This window comes from Clostridia bacterium (genome assembly GCA_012840125.1).
Classification (GTDB): Bacteria; Bacillota; DULZ01; order DULZ01; family DULZ01; genus DULZ01.
On the sequence record DULZ01000020.1, the window covers coordinates 1 to 26208 of the forward strand.

The 26208-nt window shown below is 58.0% G+C and carries 19 protein-coding genes; all 19 read left to right on the forward strand.

Features of this window, described 5'->3' with window-relative positions:
* Positions 1–482 (forward strand): hypothetical protein (locus GXX34_01785; protein ID HHW06260.1); only part of this gene is annotated, 482 nt, incomplete at its 5' end.
* 348 nt (positions 483–830) lie between these two features.
* Positions 831–977, forward strand: a complete 147-nt coding sequence (locus GXX34_01790; protein HHW06261.1) for a YvrJ family protein — start codon at positions 831–833, stop codon at positions 975–977.
* Between the two features lie 70 nt (positions 978–1047).
* Positions 1048–1641, forward strand: a complete 594-nt coding sequence (locus tag GXX34_01795) for a hypothetical protein (protein HHW06262.1) — start codon at positions 1048–1050, stop codon at positions 1639–1641.
* A 102-nt stretch (positions 1642–1743) separates the two neighbouring features.
* Positions 1744–3228: a PDZ domain-containing protein gene (locus GXX34_01800; protein HHW06263.1), complete on the forward strand. Its 1485-nt coding sequence runs from the start codon at positions 1744–1746 to the stop codon at positions 3226–3228.
* Positions 3229–3306: 78 nt separating this feature from the next.
* Entirely contained in the window at positions 3307–5367 is a 2061-nt protein-coding gene (locus GXX34_01805; GenBank protein ID HHW06264.1) for an S-layer homology domain-containing protein, read from the forward strand.
* A gap of 173 nt (positions 5368–5540) precedes the next feature.
* Positions 5541–6740 (forward strand): efflux RND transporter periplasmic adaptor subunit, encoded by a 1200-nt coding sequence (locus GXX34_01810; protein HHW06265.1) that lies wholly within the window; start codon positions 5541–5543, stop codon positions 6738–6740.
* Positions 6740–9895, forward strand: coding sequence for an efflux RND transporter permease subunit (locus tag GXX34_01815; GenBank protein ID HHW06266.1), 3156 nt, complete (start codon positions 6740–6742; stop codon positions 9893–9895). Before GXX34_01810 ends, GXX34_01815 begins: the two co-directional genes overlap by 1 nt.
* Positions 9892–11028, forward strand: a complete 1137-nt coding sequence (locus GXX34_01820; protein HHW06267.1) for a TolC family protein — start codon at positions 9892–9894, stop codon at positions 11026–11028. The genes GXX34_01815 and GXX34_01820 overlap by 4 nt, the downstream gene beginning before the upstream one ends.
* A 5-nt stretch (positions 11029–11033) precedes the next feature.
* A complete protein-coding gene (locus GXX34_01825) occupies positions 11034–11630 on the forward strand; it encodes a TetR/AcrR family transcriptional regulator (protein HHW06268.1) in 597 nt (198 codons plus the stop codon).
* 115 nt (positions 11631–11745) lie between these two features.
* The gene (locus tag GXX34_01830; GenBank protein ID HHW06269.1) at positions 11746–14982 is read left to right on the forward strand and encodes a S8 family serine peptidase; all 3237 of its coding nucleotides are present in this window, start codon (positions 11746–11748) and stop codon (positions 14980–14982) included.
* 78 nt (positions 14983–15060) lie between these two features.
* Positions 15061–16965, forward strand: coding sequence for a hypothetical protein (locus GXX34_01835; GenBank protein HHW06270.1), 1905 nt, complete (start codon positions 15061–15063; stop codon positions 16963–16965).
* On the forward strand, positions 16958–18070 hold the full coding sequence (gene csaB / locus GXX34_01840; GenBank protein ID HHW06271.1) for a polysaccharide pyruvyl transferase CsaB: 1113 nt from the start codon (positions 16958–16960) through the stop codon (positions 18068–18070). Before GXX34_01835 ends, csaB begins: the two co-directional genes overlap by 8 nt.
* Positions 18071–18879: 809 nt before the next feature.
* On the forward strand, positions 18880–19350 hold the full coding sequence (locus tag GXX34_01845) for a hypothetical protein (GenBank protein HHW06272.1): 471 nt from the start codon (positions 18880–18882) through the stop codon (positions 19348–19350).
* Entirely contained in the window at positions 19347–20585 is a 1239-nt protein-coding gene (locus GXX34_01850) for a hypothetical protein (GenBank protein HHW06273.1), read from the forward strand. The genes GXX34_01845 and GXX34_01850 overlap by 4 nt, the downstream gene beginning before the upstream one ends.
* A gap of 22 nt (positions 20586–20607) precedes the next feature.
* Positions 20608–22143, forward strand: coding sequence for a murein biosynthesis integral membrane protein MurJ (gene murJ, locus GXX34_01855; protein ID HHW06274.1), 1536 nt, complete (start codon positions 20608–20610; stop codon positions 22141–22143).
* Between the two features lie 63 nt (positions 22144–22206).
* Positions 22207–22632: a 3-hydroxyacyl-ACP dehydratase FabZ gene (gene fabZ, locus GXX34_01860; protein HHW06275.1), complete on the forward strand. Its 426-nt coding sequence runs from the start codon at positions 22207–22209 to the stop codon at positions 22630–22632.
* Between the two features lie 97 nt (positions 22633–22729).
* Positions 22730–23803: an undecaprenyl/decaprenyl-phosphate alpha-N-acetylglucosaminyl 1-phosphate transferase gene (locus GXX34_01865; protein HHW06276.1), complete on the forward strand. Its 1074-nt coding sequence runs from the start codon at positions 22730–22732 to the stop codon at positions 23801–23803.
* An 8-nt stretch (positions 23804–23811) separates the two neighbouring features.
* Positions 23812–24384 carry an SH3 domain-containing protein gene (locus tag GXX34_01870; GenBank protein ID HHW06277.1) on the forward strand — a complete coding sequence of 191 codons (573 nt, stop codon included), beginning with the start codon at positions 23812–23814 and terminating at the stop codon, positions 24382–24384.
* Between the two features lie 455 nt (positions 24385–24839).
* Positions 24840–26087, forward strand: a complete 1248-nt coding sequence (locus GXX34_01875; GenBank protein ID HHW06278.1) for a competence/damage-inducible protein A — start codon at positions 24840–24842, stop codon at positions 26085–26087.
* Positions 26088–26208: the final 121 nt, after the last annotated feature.

A 26208-nucleotide genomic window follows, 5' to 3' on the forward strand; every position in this document is an offset into this window, starting at 1 on the left:
GGGACGGGCGGCCCGCTTGGAGTCTGCTGCTCTACGCCCCGCGGGACCGGGGGCTGCAGGAGTTTCTCATCCGGCAGGAAACGGTCACGGAGGGAGATGCCAAGGGGTTGGCCCGGTACATCGAGAGCCGGCGGGAAGGGGATAAGGCTGTCTTGAGACACGTGGATTTGGAAAGCTTGGATTTGGAGGAAACGAAATTGCGTTTCCTGCTGAGTGAAATGGAGCACCAGGGCCTCATCAAGAGTTTCGAAAGGACCCCCGAGGCCACCGGTGTGATGATTACCGGCGATTTCAGCCGGAAAAACCTTACTGCCATCGCTCGCCGCTCCGAAGCCCTGGCGGAAGAAAAAAGGAAGAAACTGGCGGCCATGGTAGAATACGCTGCTACGAAGCGGTGCCGCCGGGAGATGATCCTCCGGTATTTCGGGGAGGAAAAACCGGGGACAGGAGGTCCTTGCTGCGACGTGTGCCAGGGAATCTAATATAAGGCTGTGAAAAGACAGGAATGCCCGCCCCCGGACCTGCGCCGGGCGCAACCTGATGCAATTAAGGTAACGGGGCGGGTGGGCAGTCAAATTTAGCCAATTTTGCTGCTGGTAGAATCGCCGGCTGTGGGCTGCGACCGTAAGGGGCGGTCGTATGGCCATGCCGGCGATTTTTCTTTTGATGGAGCGATTTTGTTACATTGTAAACGAGGCATTTGGCGGCAAACTGCCGGCTCTGGGACGACGAGGGTGCACTCAGGGCATCTCCGGTCCACCCTTTATACCGGCTGCCGGGCGGCAGGTGTGTCAACCGGCTGAACTGTTGGCAAGAAAGGAGGGAGGGAAATGGAAGAACTCTGGCTGCAGGTCGGCAACGTCGGCTTTCCCATGGCGGTGGCCATTTACTTACTGGTCCGGGTGGAAAAGAAACTCGACGACCTGACCATGGCCATCAATTCCCTGGGGGAAACCCTCCGGCGGCATGGGGTTTAAAACGAGTTGACTACGAACATATGTTCGATTATAATCAGAATTAAACATTCCAAGGGAGGTGTTAGCATAAATGGAAAAAAACACTTCGCTCAATTGGGAAGAGAACTGGCCCAGTCTTCTGGGATTTTATCCTTGTCTTGCGGAAGACGGCGGTAATTATACAACGGTGATGCTGGCTCATGGAGGGGAAGTATTGGAACGGCGCAAGACGAAAACGGTCTTGGCCCAGCTGGCCAGGCTGTTTGCCTTAGATGTGGCCTTGGTAAAAGCCAGGGGAAGGAAGGTGCTGAAAAGCCGGAGGGAGGTGCCCCTGGCCTTGCTGCCGGAGCTGGTGCTTTTGCCGGTGAAGCGGAGGGAGGCTCCCATGAAAGATGCCGGCAGCATCGGGTATGTGGTGATGTCCCAGGTGGCCGGCTGGGAGGTGGCGCCGGAGCCGCCCTACCGGACCCGGATTTTTTTTCAAGAAGGTTCTTTTCTTGATGTGTTGACAGCACCCGTTACTTTCCGCAAAAAGATGGCGGAAGGAGAACTGGTGCTGAAAGACTACCATCGCCGTCATCATGCCCCGCTGGGGCTGCCCGGTTACCCGGTCGATTACGGTTGGCCGCCGGAGGGCCGGCCCTGTTTCCGGCTGCGGGAAAGGTTTCCCGGGCGCATTTTTTGATGCCGGCCTGCCGCAGGGAGCGACCGGTTGTGCAAGTGCTTGCAGGAATTCCATGGCCGGAGGAGAAATACTGATCATCCAAAGAGGCAGGAGGTTAAATGAATGAGATGCATCAGGAAACAGGTTGTTAGGGTTTTATTGCTTTGCTTGTTCTTAACCCTGGTGTTTGCGCACGGTGCCTGGGCCGGTGCCGGGGAGGACGAGTTATTACAGGAGATCAAAAGCTATGTGGAAAGGGAATACGTGGGACCGGTCGCTCCCGAGGTACTGGAGGCCGCTTCCGTTGAAGAACTGTTTCAAAAATTAGGAGATCCCCACAGCGGCTACATGACCCCGGAAGAATTTGAAAACTTTAAGATTGCTTCGGCGCAGGAATACGCCGGGGTAGGTATGCAGCTGGAACAGGGCGAGGAATACGTGGTGGTGGTGAAGGTCTTTCCCAACACACCGGCGGAGCGAGTAGGTGTACAGCCGGGGGATGAGATCAGGGCCATCAACGGGGAGGATATGAAAGGCCGCTCCCTGGAAGAAGTGGCCGCTTTAATCAGGGGTAAGGCCGGCACGGCGGTGCTCATTGAATTTGCCCGCCAGGGGGTCGCCGAGCCCATGATCGTGTCCGTCACCAGGGAAAACATCCATTTAGAGGTGGTTCATGCTGAACTCAAGGAGGAAGGTATCGGTTACATAAAACTGGACACTTTTACCCCCACGGCCGGGGCGGAATTTGATGAGGCCGTGGCAGAGCTGGAAAACCTGGGGATGCGGGGGCTGATTATTGACCTGAGGCAAAACTCCGGCGGGTATTTGAATGCCGCCCTGGATATCGGCGCCAATTTCGCCGGTGTCGGAGAGCCTCTTTTACACGTGGTGGGGCGGGATAATAAGACCGTGTCTTATCAATCCCTCACCAAAGCCGCTGAGCTACCGGTGGTAGTGCTGGTGGACGATAAGAGTGCCAGCGCTTCGGAGATCGTCTCAGGCATTATCCGGGACACCGGGGCAGGCATCCTGGTTGGCACCAAGACTTACGGCAAGGCTTCCGTGCAAACGGTTTTCACCCTGTCCAACGGGGGCGGGCTGAAGCTTACCACCGCCCGTTATTTGACACCGAAAAAATATGATATCAACGGGGTGGGACTGGTGCCCGACCAGGTGGAGGAAGATGAAGCCAAGCAGTTGGAAAAGGCCATCGCCTATTTACGGGAACAAATCAAGAAGCTGCCCCGCCATGAACTGGTGATCAAAGGGGAACAGGTTTTATGGAACGGGAAGGACATTGATCTGGCGCCGGCCCCTTATACAGCCGGGGGGCAGCTCTTGGTGCCTTTAAGAGCGGTGGGAGAACTTTTCGGCTTCACCGTGACCTGGGATGGAACAAATAACCAGGTTGTGGCGTCTATAGGAGATAAGGAGCTGCAAATGCGGCCGGAGGGGGGCGAGGTGGTGATCAACGGGCAGGTGCACCGGCTCACGGGGCCTGTCATGTACCAGGGGAACGCCTTCATTCCCATCCACCTGCTGGCGGATTTCTTGGATGCCAGCTGTGATTATGACGGGAAAACCGGGGCGGTGACTTTCCGGTTCTAGGCAGCAATTTTTTGCAGAATATCCCTCGAAAGACAGGATTTATGTCCGTGTCAATCGAATTTAAGGGAAAACTGCCGGATGAAGAAAGGGGTAGAGGAAGTGCGAGGAAGAAAACCGATTGCGGCGGCGCTCATGATGTTTTTCTTGCTTAGCCTGGCGTCCCCCGCGGCAGCAGCACCCTTCAAGGATGTGGCAACCAATCACTGGGCTTACCGTGATGTGATGAAAATGTATGCCAAAGGGGTGGTGGCCGGGTACGGGGAGGAGTATCGTCCCAATGAGTCTATTTCCCGGGAGCAAACGGTGGTGATGCTGATCCGGGCCCTCGGTTTGGCAGGAGAAGCCCAAAGCGAGACTTTTCCGGCCAATTTCCGGAATCCTGAAGCCATCAGCAAGGATTTCCGCGCGATGATTGCTTTGGCGGTAAACAAAGGGATCGTGGCCGGCCCCGATGTGCTGGACTTCCGTCCCAGGGATCCGGCGAAAAGATACGAAATAGCCGTCTTTATTGCCCGGGCCATGGGTTTTGACGGGACTGTTTCCGGCAGTATTGTGCTTCCGTTTACCGACACCAAACTGCTAAATGATCAGGCCGCTTGGGCCGTTCCTTATGTCGCTTATGTTTACAACCAAGGGATTATGGCCGGCGATGCCGGCGGTGCTTTCCGGCCCCTGGACCAGGTGACGCGGGCGGAAATGGCCGTTCTCCTGTCCCGGGTCGATGCCAAAGTGATGAAGCTGACCGGTAATACCATTAGGGGAGAAGCCTACTCCGTCAGCCCGTTAGCTAATTCCATCCTGGTGCAGGACGGGACGGGCCAGATTGTCACAGTGCCCGTGTCGACGGAGGCTGCCATCTTCAAAAACAAGCAGCCGGTTTCATTGCAGGAATTGCGGAAGGGCGATAAGCTGGAGGTCATTAAAAACTCTCAGGGACAAGCCGTCTACGTGGAAGTGATTCCCGCGGAAGAGTTTAGTTATCATGAAGCGGAAGTGACCGGTACCATTGAAACGGTGACGAAAAGCGGTACCGTCTCTATTTCTGTGCGGACTGCCACCGGCCTATCCACTTATATACTGGACAGCAATGTCCAGGTGACCGTGGACGGGCTGGCGGCAAGCGTGCAGGATATTTTGGCCGGCCAAGAAGTGAAACTGGTGGTGCGCGGCTCCACCGTCGTCAAAGTGGAGAGCCGCAATGTGGCCAGGGAAGTAACGGGGGAACTGGTATCCGTCAATACCGGGCTGTATCCCCAGGTGACCCTCCTGGACAGCCGGAATAACCGGGTCACTTACAGTCTCCGCAGCGATGGGCGGGTGTACCTGGACAATGCTCCGGCGGATCTGGATGCCCTGGTGCCCGGCCAGCAGGTCAAAGCCCTGGTGGCAGGACAGGAAATCATCCAACTCTGGGCGGAGAGCTTTTCCAGTCAAGTAACGGGTACCCTGGTGAGGGCGGAATATGCCCCGACCGGCAGGGTTACAGTGCAGGTGGAAACGGCAAAAGGCGAGTTGAGGGAACAGACTTTTGAAGTGGCTGCCAATGCCCGGATCCGGCGGGACGGCCGCAGTGCCACCCTGCGGGATTTGATTCCCGGGGATGAGGTGGAGTTGGAACTCCAGAACAACCAAGTGGTAACCCTCTATGCCGAGACGGTGGAAGTCAGGACGGAGGGGCGGATCGTCGCCATTACCCTTTCCTATAATCCCACCCTGACGATCATTGATCCTAAAGGCCAAGAGCGGACCTTCACCGTGGCCTCCGATGCCAGGTTAAGAAGAGACCGGGAAAGGATTGACCTCACTGACCTAGCCGTGGACGATTATGTCACCATCCGCGCTGAGGGACGAGCCATTGTGGACTTGCGGGCTGAAGACCGGGTGGTCAATGATTACCTCATCGGCACCATCAAAGAAATCAAAGGACGTGAAAAAGTCCTGGTCTTGGAGGACCTGGAGGAAAACAGCCGCTTCGGCCTGGGGGTCTATGTGGACGACCGGAACACCATCATTATCAAGTTTGGTTGGGAAAGTGACCTGGATGACCTAGCCGTGGGAGACCGGATTTTTGTGGTGGGCAGGGCGGACAGCTATCGCTTCCTCGCCGAAACCATCGTGGTCATCAGCGGTGCGAGGTAAAACCAGGTAGTAGCAGGGGCACCGGCGCTTAGCTGCCGGTGCTCTTTTTTTCTGTGCTTCTCTTCCAATTTACTTCTTGCCTGTGAACTATCCCGGTGATATAATGCAGTTGTGGTTCCGACTGACCGGTCAGTCCGGAATCATGATAGATCAAGTGGAGGGGATTAACGGAGATGAGATTACCGAAAAGATGGTTGATCGGGTGCTTGTGCATAGCGGCCCTGGTGTTTACCGGGTGCGGCAGCCAATCCGGACAGGAAGAGACTACCGAAGCCAGAGCCATTCCGGTGGAAGTGGCGGAGGTTACCCAAGGAACCGTGTCGGTGTATGATACAGTTACCGGCAGTATTACCCCTGCCGTGGAAGTAGCCGTGGTGCCCAAACTGGGCGGCCTGGTACAGGGCATTATGGTCAGTGTGGGGGAAGAGGTGCAAAAAGGGCAGCTCCTGGTGCAGCTGGATACTAAGGAGATTGAGGCTCAAGTGCGGCAAGCGGAAGCTGCCGTGGAGGCGGCCAAAACGGCCTATGCCAACGCTGAAGCCAAGATCCCGACTGCCTTGCAGATCGCGCAAGCCAATTATGAGGCGGCGAAAAGCGCCTATGACCGGATGGAGTACCTGTACCAGGAGGGCGGTATTTCCGAGCAGCAGTGGGAAAGTGCCAAGACCCAGCTGGAAGTGGCGGCGGCCCAGCTGGCGGACGCGCAAAATGCCCACCTGCAGTTGGAAACCCTTAAAGCCCAGATCAAGCAAGCGGAAGCTGCTTATGAAACGGCGAGAACGCAGTTGGACAACGCTTACATTACCGCCCCTGTCGCGGGGATTGTGACGGCGGTACATATTGATCTGGGGCAAATGGCCGGGCCGACGACCCCGGTGGTCACCATTGCCCAGCTTAATCCCGTTTACGCGGAATTCAACCTGACGGAAAGCAAGATAGGCAAACTGGCGGTAGGAGATAAGGTGCAAGTGCTGGTCAGCGCCGCCGGGGACGCACCCTGGGAAGGCACCGTGGTGGAAGTGCCCCCGTCGGCGGATCCTTATACCCGCGGCTACAAAGTTAAAGTGGAAATACCCAATGATGAGGGCCTGTTGAAAGGCGGTATGACGGCCCAAATTAACCTGGCCCTGGACAGTGTCACTGATGCGCTGGTGGTCCCGGTAGACAGTATTGTCACCAAAGACAACCGGCCCAGCATTTATATCCTGGCAGGGGACCGGGTGCGCCAGTGCCCTGTTGAGATCGTATTGCAAAATGATCAGGTAGCTGCCATCACCGGTGAAATAAAAGCCGGGGATCAGCTCGTGGTGGCCGGGCAGCACCTGCTGCAAGACGGCAGTGTCGTTAAAGTAGTGACTGGGGAGGGTAACTAATGAACCTGCCGAAACTGTCTGTGGACCGCCCGGTAACGGTGGTCATGGTGATTTTAATTATCCTCCTGTTGGGATTTGTCTCGTTTACTAATCTGGCTATCGACTTGTTGCCGGAAATGAATCTCCCCATCGTCATCATTTATACGGAATATCCAGGTGCCGGCCCGGCGGAAGTGGAGAACCTGGTGACCAGGCCCATTGAGCAGGTGGTGGGTACCGTCCGCGGGTTGGACACCATTGAATCCATATCTTCCCTGGGCTCGTCCATGGTTGTTGTCCAGTTCGGCTGGGGGACCGATATCGACCAAGCGGCCAATGACCTGCGGGAGCAGCTGGACATTATTAGGGGTTATTTACCCGACAGTGCCCAGAAACCCATGGTGTTCAAAATGGACCCCAACCTGATACCCGTGGTCCAGTTGGCTGCTACCGGGTCTCGCAGTCCGGCTGATTTAAAGACCCTGCTGGAAGATAAAGTAGTACCCAAACTGGAGCGCATCGAAGGTGTGGCTTCCGTGGTCCTCACTGGGGGGGACACCAGGGAGATCCGTTTGGAAGTAGACCCGGCGAAGCTGTCCCATTACGGCTTGACGCTGCCCCAACTGCTGCAAAGCATGCAGGGAGATAACGTGAACCTGTCCGGCGGCACCGCCGGGCTGGGTGACCGGGAACTGCTGGTCCGGATTAAAGGGGAGTTCAAGAGTGTCGAGGATATCGGCAATGTCACCGTAGCCACCCCCCTTGGTACCCGGGTGCGCCTGAAAGACTTGGGGGAAATTATCGATACCTATCAGGAAAAGACCCAGCTCAGCCTCTTGAACGGGCAGGAAGCTATCGGCCTTAATATCAGCAAGCAAACCGATGCCAACACCGTGCAGGTGTCCCGGGAGGTCAGGAAAACGCTGGCCGCCCTGGCGAAGGAATTGCCGGAGGATATCTCCATTGAGACCCTGTTTGACCAGGCCGAGTACATTGAATTCTCCATTCGCAATATGACCCAGAACATGGTTACCGGCGGCATCTTGGCGATGTTGATCCTATTCATATTCCTCCGGAACGTGCCTACCACATTGATCATTGCTTTGTCCATGCCCGTTTCGGTGGTCGCCACGTTTACGCTGGTCTATTTCGGGGGGATTACTTTAAATATCATGTCCCTGGGCGGTCTGGCGCTGGGACTGGGGATGCTGGTTGATAACTCCATTGTGATCCTGGAGAATATCTACCGTCACCGGGAGACAGGTCTGTCGGCTATGAATGCGGCTGTGACGGGAGCCAACGAGGTGGGCAATGCCATTACGGCCTCCACCTTGACTACCATTGCGGTGTTTTTCCCGATTGTGTTTGTGGAAGGGCTCGCCTCCCAGTTGTTTAGAGAGTTTGCTTTGACCATCTCCTTTTCCTTGTTCGCTTCCTTATTAGTGGCTTTGACCGTGGTGCCCATGTTTTCCTCCCGCATGATGAAGATCACCCCCCTGGATCAAAACGGGGAAGCCGGGGGAAGTCAAGGGGGCCTGCGGGGCTTCTGGCGCCGGGTATTTGCAGCTTGGGGAACGGGATTGCACAAGCTGGAAGTTGGTTACCGGCAGCTGTTAGCCGCCTGCTTGAGGCGGCGCCGGCGGGTGATCTTGGTGGTCACCCTGATTGTGGTGGCAAGCCTGGTTCTAGTACCCGTGATCGGGGCAGAATTCATTCCGGCCATGGATCAGGGCTATGCCACAGTAAACATTTCCCTGCCCTACGGTTCCAAGTTAGAGGCCACCAGGGAAATTGCGGGCCGGGTGGAAGAGATTATTCAGTCCATTCCTGAAGTTGACCTGGTGTTTACCGCCATCGGCGCCGACAGTACCGGACTGGGCGGTGTGGGGCCGGCGGAAAACGCCAGCATCGCTATCACCTTGAAACCGCTGTCGGAACGGGAACGCAAGACTGATGAGGTAGTAGATGAGATCTGGGCGAAGGTGCAGGATATTCCCGGCGCCGAGATTTCCGTTTCCGGCGTAGACGCCTCTGCCATGATGGGGCATGGCATGGCTCCCGTCCAAGTGCGGGTGGAAGGGGATGATTTGGAAGTCCTGACGGAAATCGCTAAGCAAATCAAGACGGTCATGGAAAGTATCCCCGGTACCAGGGAAGTGGAAATCGGTACGGAGGAAGGCCGGCCGGAGCTGGCTCTGGTGGTGGACCGGGCTAAAGCGGCCCAGTATGGGTTGAGCACGGCCCAGATCGTGTCCACGGTCCAGACGGCCATGCAGGGGCAAACCATCACCCGGTACAAGGAAACCGGGGAAGAAATCGATGTAAAAGTCATCTTCCCCAGGGAGCTACGGGAAAACGTGGCCCATCTTAAGAGCATTGAGTTCTTGACACCTTCGGGGCTGAAAGTGCCTCTAGGGGAAGTGGCGGAATTGAATATCGAGCAAGGGCCGACGGATATCAACCGGCGCAACCAAACCCGCTATATCCCGGTAACCTGCCAGATCAGCGGGCGGGATTTAAACAGCGTCATGAATGATATTAATTACATGTTGGAGGAACAGCTGCAGCTGCCCGACGGCTATGCCCTGGAAATGGGTGGGTCCGCCGAGGAAATGGTGAAAGCTTTTTCCAGCCTGACCAAAGCCCTGTTGTTAGCAATTGCGCTGGTCTACATGATCATGGCCGCTCAATTTGAGTCTTTCCTCCATCCTTTTGTGATCATGTTCTCCATGCCGGTGGCCATTGTCGGGGTGATCTTAGGTTTGCTGGTCACGGGCAGCACCTTTAACGTCATTTCCTTTATCGGGATTATCATGCTGGCCGGTATTGTGGTAAACAACGCCATCGTGCTGGTGGACTATGTGAATACCCTGCGCAAGAGAGGCATGGCCCGGGACGAAGCCATCCTGGTCGGCGGGCAAACCAGGCTGAGACCCATTTTAATGACCACTTTAACCACCGTGCTTGCCATGCTGCCTTTGATGTTTGAAGCAGGAGAAGGAGGGGAAGCCGGTGCGCCCCTGGCGGCAGCGGTAGTAGGCGGCTTGACCACTTCCACCCTGTTAACGCTGGTACTGGTGCCTGTCGTCTACAGTATTTTTGATGATTGGGGACAGAGGATCATGCGGAGGAGAAAAGCGAAACGGGAGAGCCAGAAGGGGGTACAATCGGCATGAGAAGAAAGTGGCTGGCGCTGGTGACACTGGTGGCGGTATGTTTCGGGGTGCTCACCCCGGCCCTGGCGCAAACGGGGGCAGAGGAGGCCATCCCCTTGAGCCTGGAGGAAGCCATGGAAATAGCGGTGACCAACAACCTGGAGGTGGCCCTGCGGGAAAATGCCATCGGGAAAGCAAAGGTAAGTTTGCGGGAAGCACGTACTGCCGCGGACCAGTTGGACACCCTCATGGAGTTTTCGGGAGCTACTTTGGAAACCCTGCAAGCGGTATATGTGGGTCCGAAAGCCGCCGAGACCAATTTGCGGTTGGCGGAGCTGGCGGCGGACTATACCAAAAAGGGGTTGTACATGGCCGTTGAAAAAGCCTACTATGATGTTTTGAAGGCCCAGACAGAGGTGGCCCTTAAAGAAGCTGCCCTGGATAGGGCCCGGGAGCAGCTGCGGCTGGCTGAGGCCAGCGTGGCGGTGGGGTTGGCGGCCAAGAGCGATGCGATGGCCGCCCAGGTGGGGGTCACCAGTGCCGAGGTACAACTGGCCACCGCCCAGAATAATCTAGAAATAGCCATGATGGCCCTGGCGAAGGTGATGGGGAGAGACCTGGCCGAACGCTATGCCTTGACCACGGAGTTTTCTTTCGCCCCGGTGGAAGAAATGGATCTTGATGCTTACCTGGCGGAACTGATGGAAAAAGACGTGACGGTGGTCGGGGCCAGGGAAGGATTGGCTATTGCGGAACTGCAGTTTGAGCAAGTGAAAAAGATGTATACCCCAAATGTGTATACTTATCAGCAAGCCCAATACGATCTCATCGAGGCCCAGCTGAAATACGAGCAGGCCAAAACGGATCTGGTCCAGAATGCCAGGCAAGCCTACCTGAATCTAAAGACGGCGGAAGAGGCTTATCGCTTGCTGGAAGAAAACGTTACGTTTGCGGAAGAGACGGCCAGGTTAGCCGCCCTGCGCTATGAAGCCGGTGTGGCCACCAGGCTGGAAATGGAGCAAGCCTTTGACCGGTTAAACGAGGCGGAGGCCCAAAGACTAGGCATGTTGTATAACTACAACCTGGCCAAAGCCCAATTGCGGTACGGCATCTTCATGGGCAGCGGTGCCGGGACGACGGCCGGTGGAGTGTGAGAGCCATGACCGGTACTCCCGATAAAAAGTCCTCCATCATCCGGGCTGCTTTCCGACTCTTTGCGGAAAAAGGTTTTCACCATACCACGGTGGACGAAATCGCGGCCCTGGCGGGCGTCGGCAAAGGCACGGTTTACGAGTATTTTTCCAGCAAGCAGAAGCTCCTGCAGGAAATGCTCCTTTTGGCCAGCGACTACTATTTCAGCGATTTTACCCGCCACATGGAAGGAATTGGGGACCTCAAAGAGAAATTAAAAAGGTTAGTTGAGCTCCATTTTCAGTTTTTTGTGGAACATAGAGATATTGCCCGGGTGGTCCTGTTTGAACACCGCTACATTACCGAAGATCTAGGCGATTTACTGGTGGAAAAGGAAAAGCGCCGCACCGCCTACCTGGCTGAACTGCTGAAGGTTTCGGCGGCCCAAGGGGAAATCCGGCCGGTGAATTTTCAAGTGGCGGCGAAGATGATTACCGGTGCTTTGTGGAATATGGGACTGGAAATGGCTGTATCCGAGGAAGAGACCGCGGGGCCGGAGTTGGCCGGGGAGATCCTGGATATCCTCTGGACCGGGTTGGCGCCGGCGGAAGGAGCTCGCGGATAACCGTTGACAAGGACACAGGGGGAACACACTTCTGTGTCCTTTCTAGTGTTGAGGGGGAACAAACCGGGGCCGTTCTCCGTCAGAAATGTTATGGCTAAGAAGGGAGAGTGCGTTCATGGTGAGTCATCGCCAAAACATATACCGCCTCATCCTGGCTTTCGTCCTGCTCCTGGTTATATTAACCTGTTTTGCTCTCCCTGCCACGGCATTCCCTGATACTGCTGACCACTGGGCGGCGACGGAGATCAACCTGCTGGCGGCTAAAGGGTTAGTCGGCGGCTATCCTGACGGAAGCTTTCGCCCGGAACGAGGTGTGACCAGGGCGGAGTTTGCCCGGCTGCTCATTTCGGCATTGAACATGGATGACAGTGCCTGGGCTTTGGAGACCAGTCACCAGTTGTTCAGGGACGTTCCCGTCGGGCACTGGGCCAGGGTTTATATTCAACTGGCCTGGGAACTCGGCATCGTATCCGGTTATAAAGACGGTACTTTCCGGCCGGATCAGGTGATCAGCCGGGCGGAAATGGTGAGCATGCTGCTGCGGGCTTTAAAATTTGTCGGGCACGGGGACCAGGAAGTGTCCTTTACCGATGAACTGCCCGACTGGGCCCGGGACGGTATCATGCTGGCGGCTAAATGGGGTTTAGTTAACGGCTTTGAGGACGGTACATTCCGGGCCGGGGCGCCGGTGACCCGGGCGCAAGCCGCGGTCTTCTTGAGCCGGATGCTGTCCCAGCGGGGTGCTTTGTATGAAATCTACGGCAATGTTCTGTCGGTGGATGAAAGTACCATTACGCTGGGGATTGAGGGGCAGGTGGCGACGCTGCCCTTGCGGGAAGGGTGTCTTTTTTATGCTGGCGCCCAACAGCTGGACAGGAACGGGCTGGTGAACGAACTGCCCCAGCCTGCCCTGTTGGCGGTGCACCGGGAAGGAAAAGTAGCTTTTGTGCAGCTTTTGGAAGATGCTTTAGACAGCAGCATCAGGATAGCTTATCAGGGTGACGGCACCGGCGCCCAGGTTAATGCTCGCACCGGTGTCAGTTTTATGGAACAGCCCTTGGAGGACGCGGATTTATCCGCCGCTTCCACGGCGGATCCGGCGGCGAGCCTGGCCACCACTAAAAAGGCCATGAACCTGGCCGGTCTTTTGCGGGATGTGAATGTTGACGGCCGGGGACAAATCATCGCTATCATCGACAGCGGGGTGGATCCCGGGCATCCGGACCTCCAGCGGACCACTAACAATAGAACTAAGATTATCGGCTGGCGCAATTTCACCGGTGAAGGAAAAGTAGAGCTGTCCGGTACGGCCCCGGCCGGCAGCAGCGTTCTCTCCCACCAGGGAGTGAGCTACCGCCTGCCCGGGGTTAGCTCAAAAAGCGGCGTACTTAGGTTCGGTTTCTTGGATGAAGAGAGCCAAGGGGTGGACTTCAACCTGGACGGGGATTTAACGGACCGGTTCTTAGTCCTGGCCGTGGACAGCAAAAAGGCCGGGGTTTATGATCTGGTTTTCCTGGATACCCAGGGGGACCGGGATTTAAGCAATGAGACCGGTTTAGAGGCGTATGACCTCAGCAGGGCTTATGCTACCTTCCGGGGGCCCTTCGGCAACAGCTTCAACCTGGTGGTAAGCCATGTTGATCCGGCCGGCACGACGGTGGTCTTTGGTTACGACCAGTTGGGACACGGTACCCAGGTGGCCGGGATAGCAGCCGCCAACGGCGTTATCCAGGGAGTGGCCCCCGGGGCGAGGCTCCTGGTGGCCAAGGTGCTGGACCGGGAGGGAACCACCCAGTGGGAGCAGCTGGCGGAGGCTATTCGCTGGGCGGCGGCGGAAGGAGCCGATGTAATCAACCTGAGCCTGGGCTATTACCGGGATGAAACCGCCGGGAATAACACTTTGACCAAACTGGCGGATGACCTGTCCGAGCAGGGCATCATTTTCACCGTGGCCGCCGGCAATGAAGGGCCGGGTCTAGGGACCCTGGCCACGCCGGGCAATGCCAAGAGCGCTATCAGTGTAGGGGCGTATATCACGCCGGAAATGTGGCGCACGGATTACGGCTACGAAGTTTCTTCCCCCACATTATGGCATTTTAGCTCCGCCGGTCCCAGGCAGGACGGCCTCATGGTGCCCACCGTCGTGGCACCGGGCAGCGCCGTCTCCACCTGGCCTTTGACGGCAGGTAACGGCTACCGGCGGGGGGAGGGGACCAGTATTGCCGCGCCCCATGTAGCGGGTGCCGTGGCGTTGATGCGGCAGGCAGCCGGGGAGCTGGGGTTTGACTTTGACTGGAATGATTTCAAGCAGGCCCTGGCCGCCGGCTCTCAATCCTTGCCCAATATGACGGCGGCAGAGGTGGGTTACGGCGCTTTCGATGCCGGGCGCACCTGGCGGGAGCTGAGGCAGCAGGAGGCTTTTTACCGGCTTTTCCGCGGCTATGCTTATAACCGGCGGCTGGGCTTCGGGGAAGGGTTGTATTCCCGTGAAGTGATGCCGGGGGACGTACCTTATTATGTGATTAACCAGGGCGATCAAGAGCAAATCATCTTCTGGTCTTCCACGGCCGAGTGGTTAAAGCCCTTATTCCAAATGACTTCCCTGCCGGCGGGCGGGCGCCGGGAACTGCCCGTGGAATACGTGCTGCCCCGGGAGCCGGGCCTCTATACGGGCTGGCTGGAAGGGCGCTTGCTCACTTCCACCGGTGCCGACATCCGTTTAATGACCACGGTGATCAAACCCTACCTGCTGCACCGGGAGAACATGTACCGGCAGGAACTGTCCGGGAGTCTGCCGGCCGGGCAATTCAAGCGATACTTCTTTAAAGTTCCTGAGGGGACGGCAGCCATGCAGCTGTCCCTGGCGGTGACCGGCAGCCAAGGCAGGTTTGATGGGCGGGTGCGCTTCCATGTGAACCAGCCCAATGGTGCTCCTTACGGGATGAGTGATTGGGTAGGGTTGGCACCGGCGGGGCAGGCGAGCCAGGGCTGGTCCGGCCTGGTGATTGAACAGCCCCAAGCCGGCATCTGGGAAGTGGTGGTCTACAGTTCGGCTTCCTTGTCTACTTACGGCCGGCGGGATTCCCATTACCGGTTGTCGGTGCAGCTGGCGGGGGTGGATGAGAGCAAGACATCCTCCCGGCCCCTGCCTTACTTGGTCAGTATAGCGCCGAAAGAGCTTGTTCCGGGTGAGCCTAATTACGTGACCGTGCATGTGTTTGACCGGGATACCTTAAGACCTGTTACCGGCATGCTGACCATCAATGAACAGCTGTATCAAGTCAAAAAAGGGCAAGTGACGTTAACGGTGGTGCCCCAGAATCAGGAATTCGTCGTGAACATCCAGATCTAGTGCTAACTTGTGGCTTACGGGAAATACTGTTAGAATGGATGTATTAGTATGCTGGTCCCGCGGGATAAGGAGGCATTTATGCGTAAAGACCCCTTGCAAATTACCTTGGTGGTGCTGTTGATCATTGGGATTGTGTTGTCGGTGGATGTGGGCCTGGCCCGGATCCGGTTGGAAGAGGCCAACCGCCGGGTGGAACTGGCCGTGGAGTACGGTGAAGTCAAAAGATTGGCCCGCTGGTCCGGCCTCTCCACCGGGGCAATGCTAGAGGAACTGGCGGCCCGGGGGGCCACGGGGGTCCTGTTTAAAGAAGAAAACCTCAGCCAATGGGAGGCCCAGAACGTCTCCATCAAATCAGGCGAGGCCATTCTTTTGGAGTACGGCTGGGAGCAGGAACAGGTGCCCCAACTCAACCCCCAGGCTACCTATTTGGTTACCCAGAATGAAAACACTTACCGCCGGCTGGCGGATCAATTACAATACAAAGCACCCGGCTTTCAGGATTTCCAGCATGACGGCGTATACCTCTTGACTTCCACATTAAGTGCCGCCGAACTGCGTTCCCTGGGCCTGGGTTTTGACCGGGAAGGCATCCAGGCGGCCCGCCGGGCCGGGCTCAATATCCTGCTGCAGGTGCAGAACTGGCCCATGGCCTCGCCGGAAGGGGTACAGGCTGTGCTGGCCCAGGCGCTGGCCACGGAAGGGTTGACGGCACTTTTGTTTAACGACGCGGTGCTGCCGGGCTACCCGCGCCACCGGGAGATTTATCGCCAGGCATTGAGCCAGAGCCGGGTGCCGGTGGGGATTATCGAGTTCTTTCCCCAGCAGGGATTAAACCAGCTTATTCTAAACCTGGACAAAAGAGCCGTGCGGGTACATGCCATCGGGGAGCAGGAGATGACCAAGCTTACCCCCGGCAAGGCGGTGGAACGGCTGTGCCTGGCGGCTTCGGAGCGCAATAACCGGATTTTGTTAACCCGTTTCTTTTTCCGCCCGGAAGTGAATGACTGGACGGCATACAACCTGGACTATATCGCCTCTTTGTCCGGGGCATTGGTGAAGGAAGGGTTTAGCTTAGGCCAGGCGGAGCCCTTCGGCACCCTGCGGGCATCCAGGCTTAACCTGCTTTGGATTGGTCTGGCGGTGCTGGCGGGAGGAGTGATGCTTCTTGCTAAATTCATCGCCCGGCGCTGGGCTTTGCTGCTGGGCGCTCTAGGGGCGGCGGCCTGGGTGGGGCTTTTGGCCTTAGGGCTGGCAGGGCCGGGGCGGCTCATGATGGCCCTGGCGGCGACGGTTGTTTTCCCCAGCTTATCGCTCATGACCTTTATCCGGCCCCAGCGGGCGGGGCTGGTGGAGAGCATTGGGCTGTGGCTCAAGACATCCCTGTTCTCCCTGGTGGGAGCGGTGCTGCTGGTGGGACTGCTGGCTGATGTGAGCTTTATGTTGAAGTTGGACCAGTTCCGGGGCGTGAAAATCGCCCATATCCTGCCCCTCATCATCCTGGTGCTCTTTTGCTGGTACCGGCAGGAAGGGAAACACTGGCGGAAGAGCTTGCAAAGCCTCTGGCAATCCCATATCTCCGTCGGGTGGACAACCATTGCCGCAGTCCTGGCCCTGGGACTCCTCATTTATGTGTCCAGGACGGGCAATGAATCGGCAGCGGTGAGCAGCCTGGAGCTGCAGATTAGATCCCTTTTGGATCAATGGCTGGTGGTGAGACCGCGGACGAAAGAGTTTCTCATCGGTCACCCGGCGCTGTTGCTGCTGTTTTACCTGGGCTACCGGCATCAATACCTGCCGGTGATGATTCTGGGGGCCATTGGCCAAATTTCCCTGGTGAATACCTTTGCGCACGTGCACACCCCGGTTTTGATCTCCTTGTTCCGCGCTCTTAACGGCTTGTGGCTGGGGCTGGTCATCGGGGTGCTGGTGATTGCCGGTTACCGCTTAATCGCCAGATTAGGGGAGCGGGTGGACAATGGGTAAGCGGATAGTGATTTCCGGTTATTACGGGTTTAACAATGTGGGGGATGAAGCAGTCTTGTTCAGCATGCTGCGGACTCTGCGGGCCCAGCGGCCGGACTTGAAAATCACGGTGCTGTCCCAGGACCCGGAGAAGACCGCCAGGGCTTACGGGGTCCAGGCGGTCAACCGCTGGCGGCTGAAAGAAGTATGGCAGGCTTTGCGGCAGTGCGACCTTTTCATCAGCGGCGGCGGGAGTTTGTTACAGGATGTTACCAGCTCCCGGAATGTATTCTACTATTTGGGCCTGGTCCAGCTGGCGAAGCTGTTGGGCAAGAAAGTGTTTTTTTATGCGCAAGGCGTCGGCCCCATTTCCCGGAAGCTGAGCCGGGAGGTCATGCGCCGGGTGGTGAATCAGGTGGACCTGGTTACCGTGCGGGATGAAGATTCGAAAAGGCTCCTTTTGGAGTTGGGGGTCACCAAGCCGGAGATCCTGGTGAAAGCCGATGCGGTCCTGGGGCTCTACGCCAAAGAGATGGACCGCCAGCCGGGCCTGAAATACCTGGCCAAAAATGAGGTGCAGTTGGGGGAGGGTGCTCCGCCCATCATCGGGATTTCCGTGCGGGACTGGCACCAGTTTCAAGGTTATAAGAAAGCCGTGGCGGCAGTGGGGGACCGGTTGGTCCGGGAGGGCTACCAGGTGGTCTTCTTACCTTTCCATTTTCCCGATGATATCGCCCCTTCCAGGGAAATCGCCAAGATGATGGAGGAACCGGCGGTGGTGATCCGGGATGAGCTGGGGGTGGTGGAGATGCTGGGCTGCCTAAGCGCCATGCATCTTTTAATCGGCATGCGGCTCCATGCCTTGATCATGGCCGGGGTGATGGGAGTCCCTATTGTCGGTATCTCTTATGATCCAAAGGTGGACGCCTTCATGAAAGCCGTCGGCCAGCCGGTGGCAGGCCGGGTGGAGACCCTGGCTGCGGAGGTGCTGGCCGGCGAAGTGGACAGGATTTTAGCCAACCGCGAGACAGTAACGGCGCAGCTGGCGGAAGCCGTTGGGGCGCTGCGGGTAGAGGCGCGGGATACCGGGCGCCTGGCCCTGCAGCTGCTGCAAGAGCAGCCTTGAGTTTAAGGGGGACGGATATGAGGTTTTGGACGAAGCAGTTTTGGCAAAAAATTACCGGTGTACTGCTGGCTTGGGGGTTAGTGAGTTTCCTGGCGCCTCCCGGGATTTTCGGTCAGGTGACGGAACCAATCCCCGCCCCGAAAGTGGAGTTGGAGCTGCTCCAGGAAGCGGACGTGGCTGCAGGAGTGAAGCATTATACATATCGCGGGACTCTGGCCGATGGGGAACCCATCATGGTGCAGGTGATTGAGGCGGATTTACTAAATCCGGAAGTGGAAGTAAAACCGGTGGCGGCTCAAACAGGGAATTACGGTAAGCGGGAGGCGGTGGCTTCCCTGGGCGCCCGCAGCGGGGCCGTGGCTGCGGTCAACGGCGGTTTTTACAGTACCTCCGCTCCCTACACTCCGGTAGGGAGCCTGGTCATAGACGGCAAGTTGGAAGCGGCCTCTTCCATTTGGCGCACTTCTATGGCTTGGCTGGAGGAAGGAAGAATTGTCTTCGGTTATTTTAACCTGGAAGATTACCCGGTGGTGTCCGATGAAATCCAGCAGGTCACTTACACGCCGGGCATTAAGCACTTGATTACCGGGGGGCCCCTGCTGGTCGAGGGAGGCAAACCCGTTTACCAGTATCACCTGGAAGGATTGGCCGGGAGCCTGGCTGCCCGGCATCCTCGCACGGCGGTGGGCGGCAACCAGGCCGGCCGCCTGTTCTTGGTGACGGTGGACGGCCGGCAGCCCGGGGTGAGTGTAGGCGTGACCTTTGAGGAATTGTCCCTGCTCATGATCCGGCTGGGGGCCGAGATGGCCATGGGGCTGGACGGCGGGGGTTCCACCACGGCCTGGGTGAACGGCCGGGTCGTTAACCAGGTGAGTGAGGGCAGCCAGCGGCTGGTGGCCAACGCCCTGGTGGTCCGGTCCGGCATTGCGGTCTTTATCGACGGCAAGAGAGTATATTTCGATGTGCCGCCGCGGGTGGAACAAGGCCGCACCCTGGTACCCCTGCGGGCCTTTTTTGAAGGGCTGGGGGCCGCCGTGGACTGGCACGGTGATACCCAGACCATCACGGCCCGGAAGGACGGCTTGGAGGTCCGGCTGCAGGTGGGGGTCGGGGAAGCCCTGGTCAACGGCACGCCGGTCCCCCTGGATGTACCGGCCAGGATTGAAGAGGGCCGGACCCTGGTGCCGCTCAGGTTTGTCAGTGAAGCGTTCGGGGCGGAGGTTGTGTGGGATCCGGCGAAGATCATTACGATTTCTTCCGGGGGGAGGCTGGGTCAATGAAGAAGCGAAACTGGACCGTCATTATTTGCGCAGCTCTGCTCATCTGCATGCTGGCGCCCGTGGAACTCCTGGCTGCTTTGCCCCCGCGGGTGGTTTGGGAATACTCCACCACCCAGTCTTTCGTGGGCTTTGTGAGCCTTACGCCCCATGGGACGCTCCTCATAGCCGAAAACGGCCCTTATGAACCAAAAGTACGGGAGCTTGGCCCCCAGGGAGAGGTTCTCTGGGAATACGGTCCCGTGCAGGCAAACAGCGCCGTAATGCTGGCCGGCGGGAACGTCTTGATTGCCGACAGCGGGGCTCCCGGCTATCCCCTCAAGCCCAGGGTGATGGAGGTGGACGGGCAGGGTCAGGTCCGGTGGAGTTACGAGTTCAGCCACCGGGGGGACAGCCCGCGGCTGGCCGTGGCGGCCGCCGAGGGCCGGTTTCTGGTGGTCCTGCCGGACCGGGTAGTGGAAATAGACCGTCAAGGAAAAGTTTACTGGCATTATGAGGGACTGCTTTATCCAGTCTGGGCGGAGCGACTGCCCGACGGCAATACGTTAATCGTGGACCGGGGTTTTTACGGCGGGCAGGTGCTGGAAGTTGACCCGTCCGGTACGGTGGTTTGGAGTTATGGCGATTACGGCGCCCCCGGTCAAACCGGGATCTTGTCCCGGCCCGTCTGGGCCACCCGGTTACCTGACGGCAGCACCCTGGTCAGCGACCGGGGCAGGGCTTGCCTTTTAAAGATTACCGGTGAAACGGCCGAGGTGGTCAACCAGTGGTCTGAGGTGTTAAGCAGCGTACCGGTGGCGGACCGGTGGGTGGCGCTGCCGGATTTGGACAGGGGCCGGGTCTATCTCAGCGTAACCCTGAGCAGCGGGCGTTCGGTGCTCTGGCTGGTGGACCGGGAAATCCGCACCCTGGTGTGGGGAGAGCCGGTACGGTTCCAGGTGCCGCCGGTGCTGCTGGAGGAAGGGCTGTACGGCGGGGCCCGGGAACTGGTGGAATTGCTGGGAGGCCGGGTTACCTGGCAAGCCGATACCAAGGAATTAGAAATCCTGCACCGGGACCGGCAGGCCGTGCTGCGGGCGGACAGCCGGGAAGCCCTGGTAGACGGGGAAAAGGTACACCTGGCACCGCCCAAAATCTTCGGCGGTACCGCCCTGGTACCCCTGGAATTCCTCAGGGACTATTTCGGGCTGGAGTACCGCTGGGATCCGGAGGCCAGGGAGCTGGATCTTACGCCGTAGCCGGAAGAGAAGGAGAAAGTTCATGTTTCGCGCCGCATTAGTCATCTTGGTTTTGAATTTGCTCAGCCGCCTGCTGGGTTTTGTGCGGGACGCGGTCATCACCTGGCAGTTCGGCGCCGGCGGTATGACGGATGCCTACCTGGTAGCTTACACCATTCCCTATGCCCTGGAGGCGGTGCTGGGGATGTCTTTTGTCACCGTGATCGTGCCGGTGCTGACCAGGTACCTGGTGCAGGGGGAGCGGGAAGAAGGGAGCCGGGTGGCCTCGGCGGTGGTGAGCGGTACCGGCTTGCTCCTAGTTTTTCTTACCGCCCTGGGCCTGGTGCTGGCCCCGGTACTGGTGCAGGCCCTGGCGCCTGGTTTTGCCCCGGACAAATTGGCTTTGACGGTGGAGCTGACCAGGATCATGTTTCCCTCTATTATCTTTATGGGCTTGGGCTTGATGCTGTCGGGGATTTTGAATGCCCACAAGCGTTTTGCTTTGCCTGCCGTTGCTCCTGCTCTAGTCAACCTGGTCATCATCCTGGCGGTGGTGTGCTTCGGTTCCCGGTACGGGATTAAGGGACTGGCGGTGGGGACCCTGGTGGGTTTTGCCTGCTCCTGCCTGGTCCAACTGCCCGGCATGGGCCGCCTGGATTTGCGGCTGGGGTGGGTGCTGGATTTCCGGCACCCGCAGGTGAGGCAGATGATTAAAGCCATCATCCCGGTGACTTTTGCTACCGGGGTGAACCAGGTGAACCTGGCGGTGAACCGCTTTTTTGCCTCCGGGCTGGCCGCCGGGAGCATCACCGCCCTGGACTTGGCTAACCGGGTGATGAACCTGCCCCTGGGGGTTTTTGCCGCCGCTGTGGCTACGGCGGCTTTTCCCGCCATGGCGGAAAAGGCCGCCCGGGACGACGGCCCAGGCTTGGCCCGGGAATTCACTTCCGCCTTGCGGCTGGTCTGTTTAACCATGCTGCCCTGTACCGTAGGGCTGGCGGTACTGCGGGAGCCGGTGATCCGGCTGCTTTTTGAAAGGGGCGCCTTTCAAGGGGAAGCCACCGGCATGACCGCCGGGGCCCTGCTCTATTTTTCCCTGGGCCTCTTGTTTCTAGGCGGCATTTACCTGCTCACCCGGGCCTATTATTCCCTGGGCGACTTAAAAACCCCCGCCCGGGTGGGCCTGGTGGCGGTGGCCTGCAACCTGGTATTTAGTATTATACTGCTGCCCTTTTTGGGGCACCGGGGCTTGGCTTTCGCCAATACCCTGGCGGCGCTGGTGAATGCCGGCCTGCTGTACTACCTCCTGGGGAAACGGATCCCCCTCAGGGAGCAAGGCAGTTTGGCGGCGCCCCTGGGGAAAATGGGAGGTGCCGCTCTGGTCATGGGCCTGGTGGTGGACCGGGGACTGCACTTTCTGGGGCCGGCAGGAGAACCGTCTTCCTTCCTCCTGCAGCTGCTTCTTTTATTACTGCTGGTCGCTGTAGGAGGTGCGGTTTACGGGGCTTTGGTGCTCCTTTTAGGCGTGGAGGAAGGGAAAAAACTGCTGTCCCTGGTGAAACTATCCAGAGACAAATAAAGGATTTCCGCCCCCGGTGGCGAATAAGATCGTTTTGAGTAGATGAATCACGGGAGGGCTGCCATGTTAGATAACCGCGAAATTCAGCAAATCATCCCGCACCGGTACCCGTTCTTGCTGGTGGACCGGATTGTGGAACTGGCAGAAGGCAAAAGAGCCGTCGGGATCAAAAATGTAACTGTGAATGAGCCTTTTTTTATGGGCCATTTTCCTGGTTACCCGGTGATGCCCGGGGTGCTGATCATGGAAGCGCTGGCTCAGGTAGGCGCCGTGGCTCTGCTCAAAATGCCTGAATTCCAGGGGAAGCTGGCTTTTCTGGCCGGTTTGGAAAACGTGCGTTTCCGCCGCCAAGTGGTGCCGGGGGATGTGCTGCGGCTGGAGGTAGAGCTCACCAAACTGAAGGGCCGCGTGGGTAAAGGCCTGGGACGAGCTTACGTGGGGGAAGAACTGGCAGCTGAAGGCGAGATCTTGTTTGCGGTGGAAAAGTAAGACTTGTACCGGTTGCGCACAAGGTTTACAATGTTAAGGAACGCTTTCTTGGGAGAAGGAGAAACATTGGAGGCGATGGCCTTTGTGGTGGAAATTGATGCTGGGAGTGTTAGCCGCTTTTCTTTTGACCTGGCTGGTTACTCCATGGATTAAGAAATTAGCCGTCCGCTGGGGCGCTTTGGATAAACCGAATGGGCGTAAAGTACACCGGCGCGTGATGCCGCGCATGGGCGGGGTGGCCATGTACCTGTCCTTCGCGGCGGTGGTGCTGGCCACGCAGCCGTTAAACAACTTGGTGCTGGGACTCTTGGTGGGAGCCACCTGGATTATCATCTTGGGCATCCTGGATGATATCAAAGGGCTTTCCGCCAAAGTGAAGCTGGTGGGGCAGATCGCCGGGGCAGCTATTCTGGTGGCTTTCGGTTACCGGGTGGAGTTCATCACCAATCCTTTCAGCGACGGCCTGCTCATGCTGGGCAAACTGGCGGTGCCCTTGACCATCCTGTGGGTAATCGGGGTGACCAATGCCATTAACTTGATCGACGGCCTGGACGGCCTGGCCGCCGGGACGTCTGGGATTGCCGCGTTGACCATGGCCGCCGTGGTAGTCTCCGAATACACCCTCAACGGCAGTTTAGGCGATATTTCCTGGTTGGTGATCAGCCTGGCCCTGATCCTGACCGGCAGTATTGCCGGTTTCCTGCGGTATAATTTTCACCCGGCCCAGATCTTTATGGGGGACAGCGGTTCCATGTTCTTGGGCTTTACCCTGTCCGCCTTGGCCATTGCCGGCTTGACCAAAGGAGCGACGGTGATTTCCGTTTTCATCCCGATTGTGATCCTTGGTATTCCCATTTGCGATACGCTTTTTGCCATTGTGCGCCGTTTTCTCAACCAGCAGCCGATTTTCCAGCCGGATAAGCATCACCTGCATCACTGCCTGCTGGAAAAAGGGCTGTCCCACAAGCAAACGGTGGTCACCATTTACGGTATCAATGTCCTGCTGGGCATTAGTGCCGTCCTGTTAACCAGGTTAAACAACGACCAGGCGATTATGCTGCTGATCGGGTTGGCCTTCTTGGTTCTGGTAGGGGCAAACCGGTTAGGTGTAACCGGTGCCGGTACGGTGACCGGCCAGGTGGAAGAAAGACGGACGAGCTTACCCCGTTAGACTGAGAGGTGGCGATGGTAGTGCCTAGTAGAGCGGTGATGATAGGAGTTGTGGTTATCAGTGTGGCCATTGCCGGTTTTGCGGCGGGCAGTTTTGCCGGTGCGTATATGGCCGGGGAACCGGGAACCGAGTATGATCCGCTGGTGGCGGAGAGTTATCTCCAGGAAGCGGTGACCCAGGCCGCGGGGGAACTGCAGGCGGAAATTGTAGCGCTGCAAGAAGAAATCGAGGCCCTGCGTAAGAAGGTGGACGACTTGGAGCGGAAGGCTGCGTCCTCTGCCGCTGCCACCAGTGCCAGCCGGGCCCAGAGCAGCAGTAGCGGCAGCCAAGCCCGGAGTTCTTCCGGCGGCGAGGAAAGCGCCGTTGCCGGTGTACCCAAGCAACCCGGCAAAACCGGAGTAGTTAAGGCCGCCGCCGGAGCCAACCTGCGTACCGGACCCAGTACGGAATACGAGACCATTACGGCGGTAGCCCATCAAACCAGGGTGGAGCTGATCGCCAGCATGGACGGCTGGTATGAGGTTAAATTGGCCGATGGGACGAAGGGATGGATTTTCGGCGAGTTAATCGAACTTGACTAACCAGTACGACACAGGGGGATAATTCTTCTGTGTCATTTTTATTGCCGGCATCGACTGCCGCAAATACCACGATCGTTCCGGTTTCAGACTGTAGACAAAAGAGCGTTCGGTGCTAATCCCAGGGCTGGGGAGCGAGGGAGCCCTTAACGGTAGTCAGTCATCAGGCGGCGGGCGTCGGGATGTGTTTCTATTGCCCCTAGGCATAGACCGCCAGGCCTATTAAAACCCGAAAGGATGACATGCACGCCTGACGACTGGCGGCTGAAGTCTGGTGAACGTGGTTGGCTCATCCCCAAATAGGGCTCCTTGCAGCCGGCAATTAACACCGAACGCCAGAGGAGCAGTTTATTAACAAGCTGCGACCGTTCCGGTCTTGATGAAACCGCCGGGTTTGGTTTGCTCTGCCGGAGCGGCCCGGCATGCATGAGAAAAAGCCGTGAGAAAGGAGATCCAAAGTGAAAGCTCATCTCATCTGCAGCGGTACCGAATTGTTGCTGGGACAGACGCTGAATACCAATGCCCAATACCTGGGGCAGGAGCTGGCGAAGCTGGGAATTGATCTCCATGAAATAGTTACGGTGGGGGATAACCTGCACCGGTTAAGTGACGCCATCCGCCGCGGCGGGGAAAAAGCCGGCCTGGTGCTGGTCAGCGGGGGGCTGGGCCCGACGGAGGATGACTTGACCAGGGAAGCCCTGGCGGAAGCACTGCAGGTGCCCCTGGTATATCACCGGGAGGCGGAGGCCGTGGTGACCAGGTTCTTCCAGGGCCGGAGCCTGCCGGTACCGGAAGTGAACCGGAAGCAGTTTTGCGCCCCGCCGGGGGCCAGGATTCTAGACAATCCTTTCGGCACTGCCCCCGGTATCTATTACGAGTACGGGGACCGCATTTACGTGCTCCTGCCGGGACCGCCCCGGGAATTGCAGCCCATGTTTGAGCACGAACTGCTGCCCTTGCTGAAACCTTTGTCCGCCGGGCAGGTCATCTTGTCCCGGGTGGTGAAAGTGGCCGGGTTGGGAGAGCCGGCGGCGGAAGCCAAAATTAAGGACCTGCTTCATTCCGCCAATCCCACCGTGGCACCCACGGTGAAGCGGGGGGAAGTGCACTTCCGCATTACCGCCAAGGCCCGGGGGATCGAGGAGGCTAAGCAGCTGATCCGGCCGGTGGAAGCGGCCATTTACGAGCGGCTGGGTGACTACATTTTCGGCAAAGACGAAGAAACCATTGAGGAAGCGGTCGCCAAGCTGTTGTGGGATCAGGGGCTGACCATTGCCGTGGCGGAATCCTGCAGCGGCGGCCTGCTGGCCCACCGGTTGACGAATGTCTCCGGCAGTTCAGCCTATTTCCAGCTGGGTACGGTGGTTTATCACAACCGGTGGAAAGAGGAACTGCTGGACGTGCCGGGGGATGTGCTGGCGGAGAAAGGCGCCGTCAGCCCGGAAACGGCGGAGGCCATGGCCAGGGGCATTAGGGCAATAGGGGGAACGGATATCGGCATCGGCATTACCGGCATTGCCGGCCCCCTGGGAGGTACGGAGGAAAAACCTGTCGGTTTGGTGTATTTAGGCCTGGATTTCCGGGGGCAGGTGAAAGTCTGGCGGGAAAACTGGGTAGGGAGCCGCTGGGACATCAAATGGATGACCAGCCAGTGGGCTTTAATGAAGCTCTATCAGGCCCTGCGGCAGGGAGGAATTCCTGAGTGAAGGCGGCCCATCCGGTGCATACTAATACCGAGGCTTGCTTAGGGAAGGTGTTGGTATGCATCAGTGGAGAGCGCTTGTCATCGAGGGGCTTGCTGTTGTACTCTTCATTGCTTTTGCCTTT

Coding starts and splice junctions, on each gene's coding strand:
- GXX34_01790 (HHW06261.1), top strand. CDS start 831: ATGGAAGAACTCTGGCTGCAGGTCGGCAACGTCGGCTTTCCCATGGCG.
- GXX34_01795 (HHW06262.1), top strand. CDS start 1,048: ATGGAAAAAAACACTTCGCTCAATTGGGAAGAGAACTGGCCCAGTCTT.
- GXX34_01800 (HHW06263.1), top strand. CDS start 1,744: ATGAGATGCATCAGGAAACAGGTTGTTAGGGTTTTATTGCTTTGCTTG.
- GXX34_01805 (HHW06264.1), top strand. CDS start 3,307: ATGAAGAAAGGGGTAGAGGAAGTGCGAGGAAGAAAACCGATTGCGGCG.
- GXX34_01810 (HHW06265.1), top strand. CDS start 5,541: ATGAGATTACCGAAAAGATGGTTGATCGGGTGCTTGTGCATAGCGGCC.
- GXX34_01815 (HHW06266.1), top strand. CDS start 6,740: ATGAACCTGCCGAAACTGTCTGTGGACCGCCCGGTAACGGTGGTCATG.
- GXX34_01820 (HHW06267.1), top strand. CDS start 9,892: ATGAGAAGAAAGTGGCTGGCGCTGGTGACACTGGTGGCGGTATGTTTC.
- GXX34_01825 (HHW06268.1), top strand. CDS start 11,034: ATGACCGGTACTCCCGATAAAAAGTCCTCCATCATCCGGGCTGCTTTC.
- GXX34_01830 (HHW06269.1), top strand. CDS start 11,746: ATGGTGAGTCATCGCCAAAACATATACCGCCTCATCCTGGCTTTCGTC.
- GXX34_01835 (HHW06270.1), top strand. CDS start 15,061: ATGCGTAAAGACCCCTTGCAAATTACCTTGGTGGTGCTGTTGATCATT.
- csaB (HHW06271.1), top strand. CDS start 16,958: ATGGGTAAGCGGATAGTGATTTCCGGTTATTACGGGTTTAACAATGTG.
- GXX34_01845 (HHW06272.1), top strand. CDS start 18,880: ATGGGGCTGGACGGCGGGGGTTCCACCACGGCCTGGGTGAACGGCCGG.
- GXX34_01850 (HHW06273.1), top strand. CDS start 19,347: ATGAAGAAGCGAAACTGGACCGTCATTATTTGCGCAGCTCTGCTCATC.
- murJ (HHW06274.1), top strand. CDS start 20,608: ATGTTTCGCGCCGCATTAGTCATCTTGGTTTTGAATTTGCTCAGCCGC.
- fabZ (HHW06275.1), top strand. CDS start 22,207: ATGTTAGATAACCGCGAAATTCAGCAAATCATCCCGCACCGGTACCCG.
- GXX34_01865 (HHW06276.1), top strand. CDS start 22,730: ATGCTGGGAGTGTTAGCCGCTTTTCTTTTGACCTGGCTGGTTACTCCA.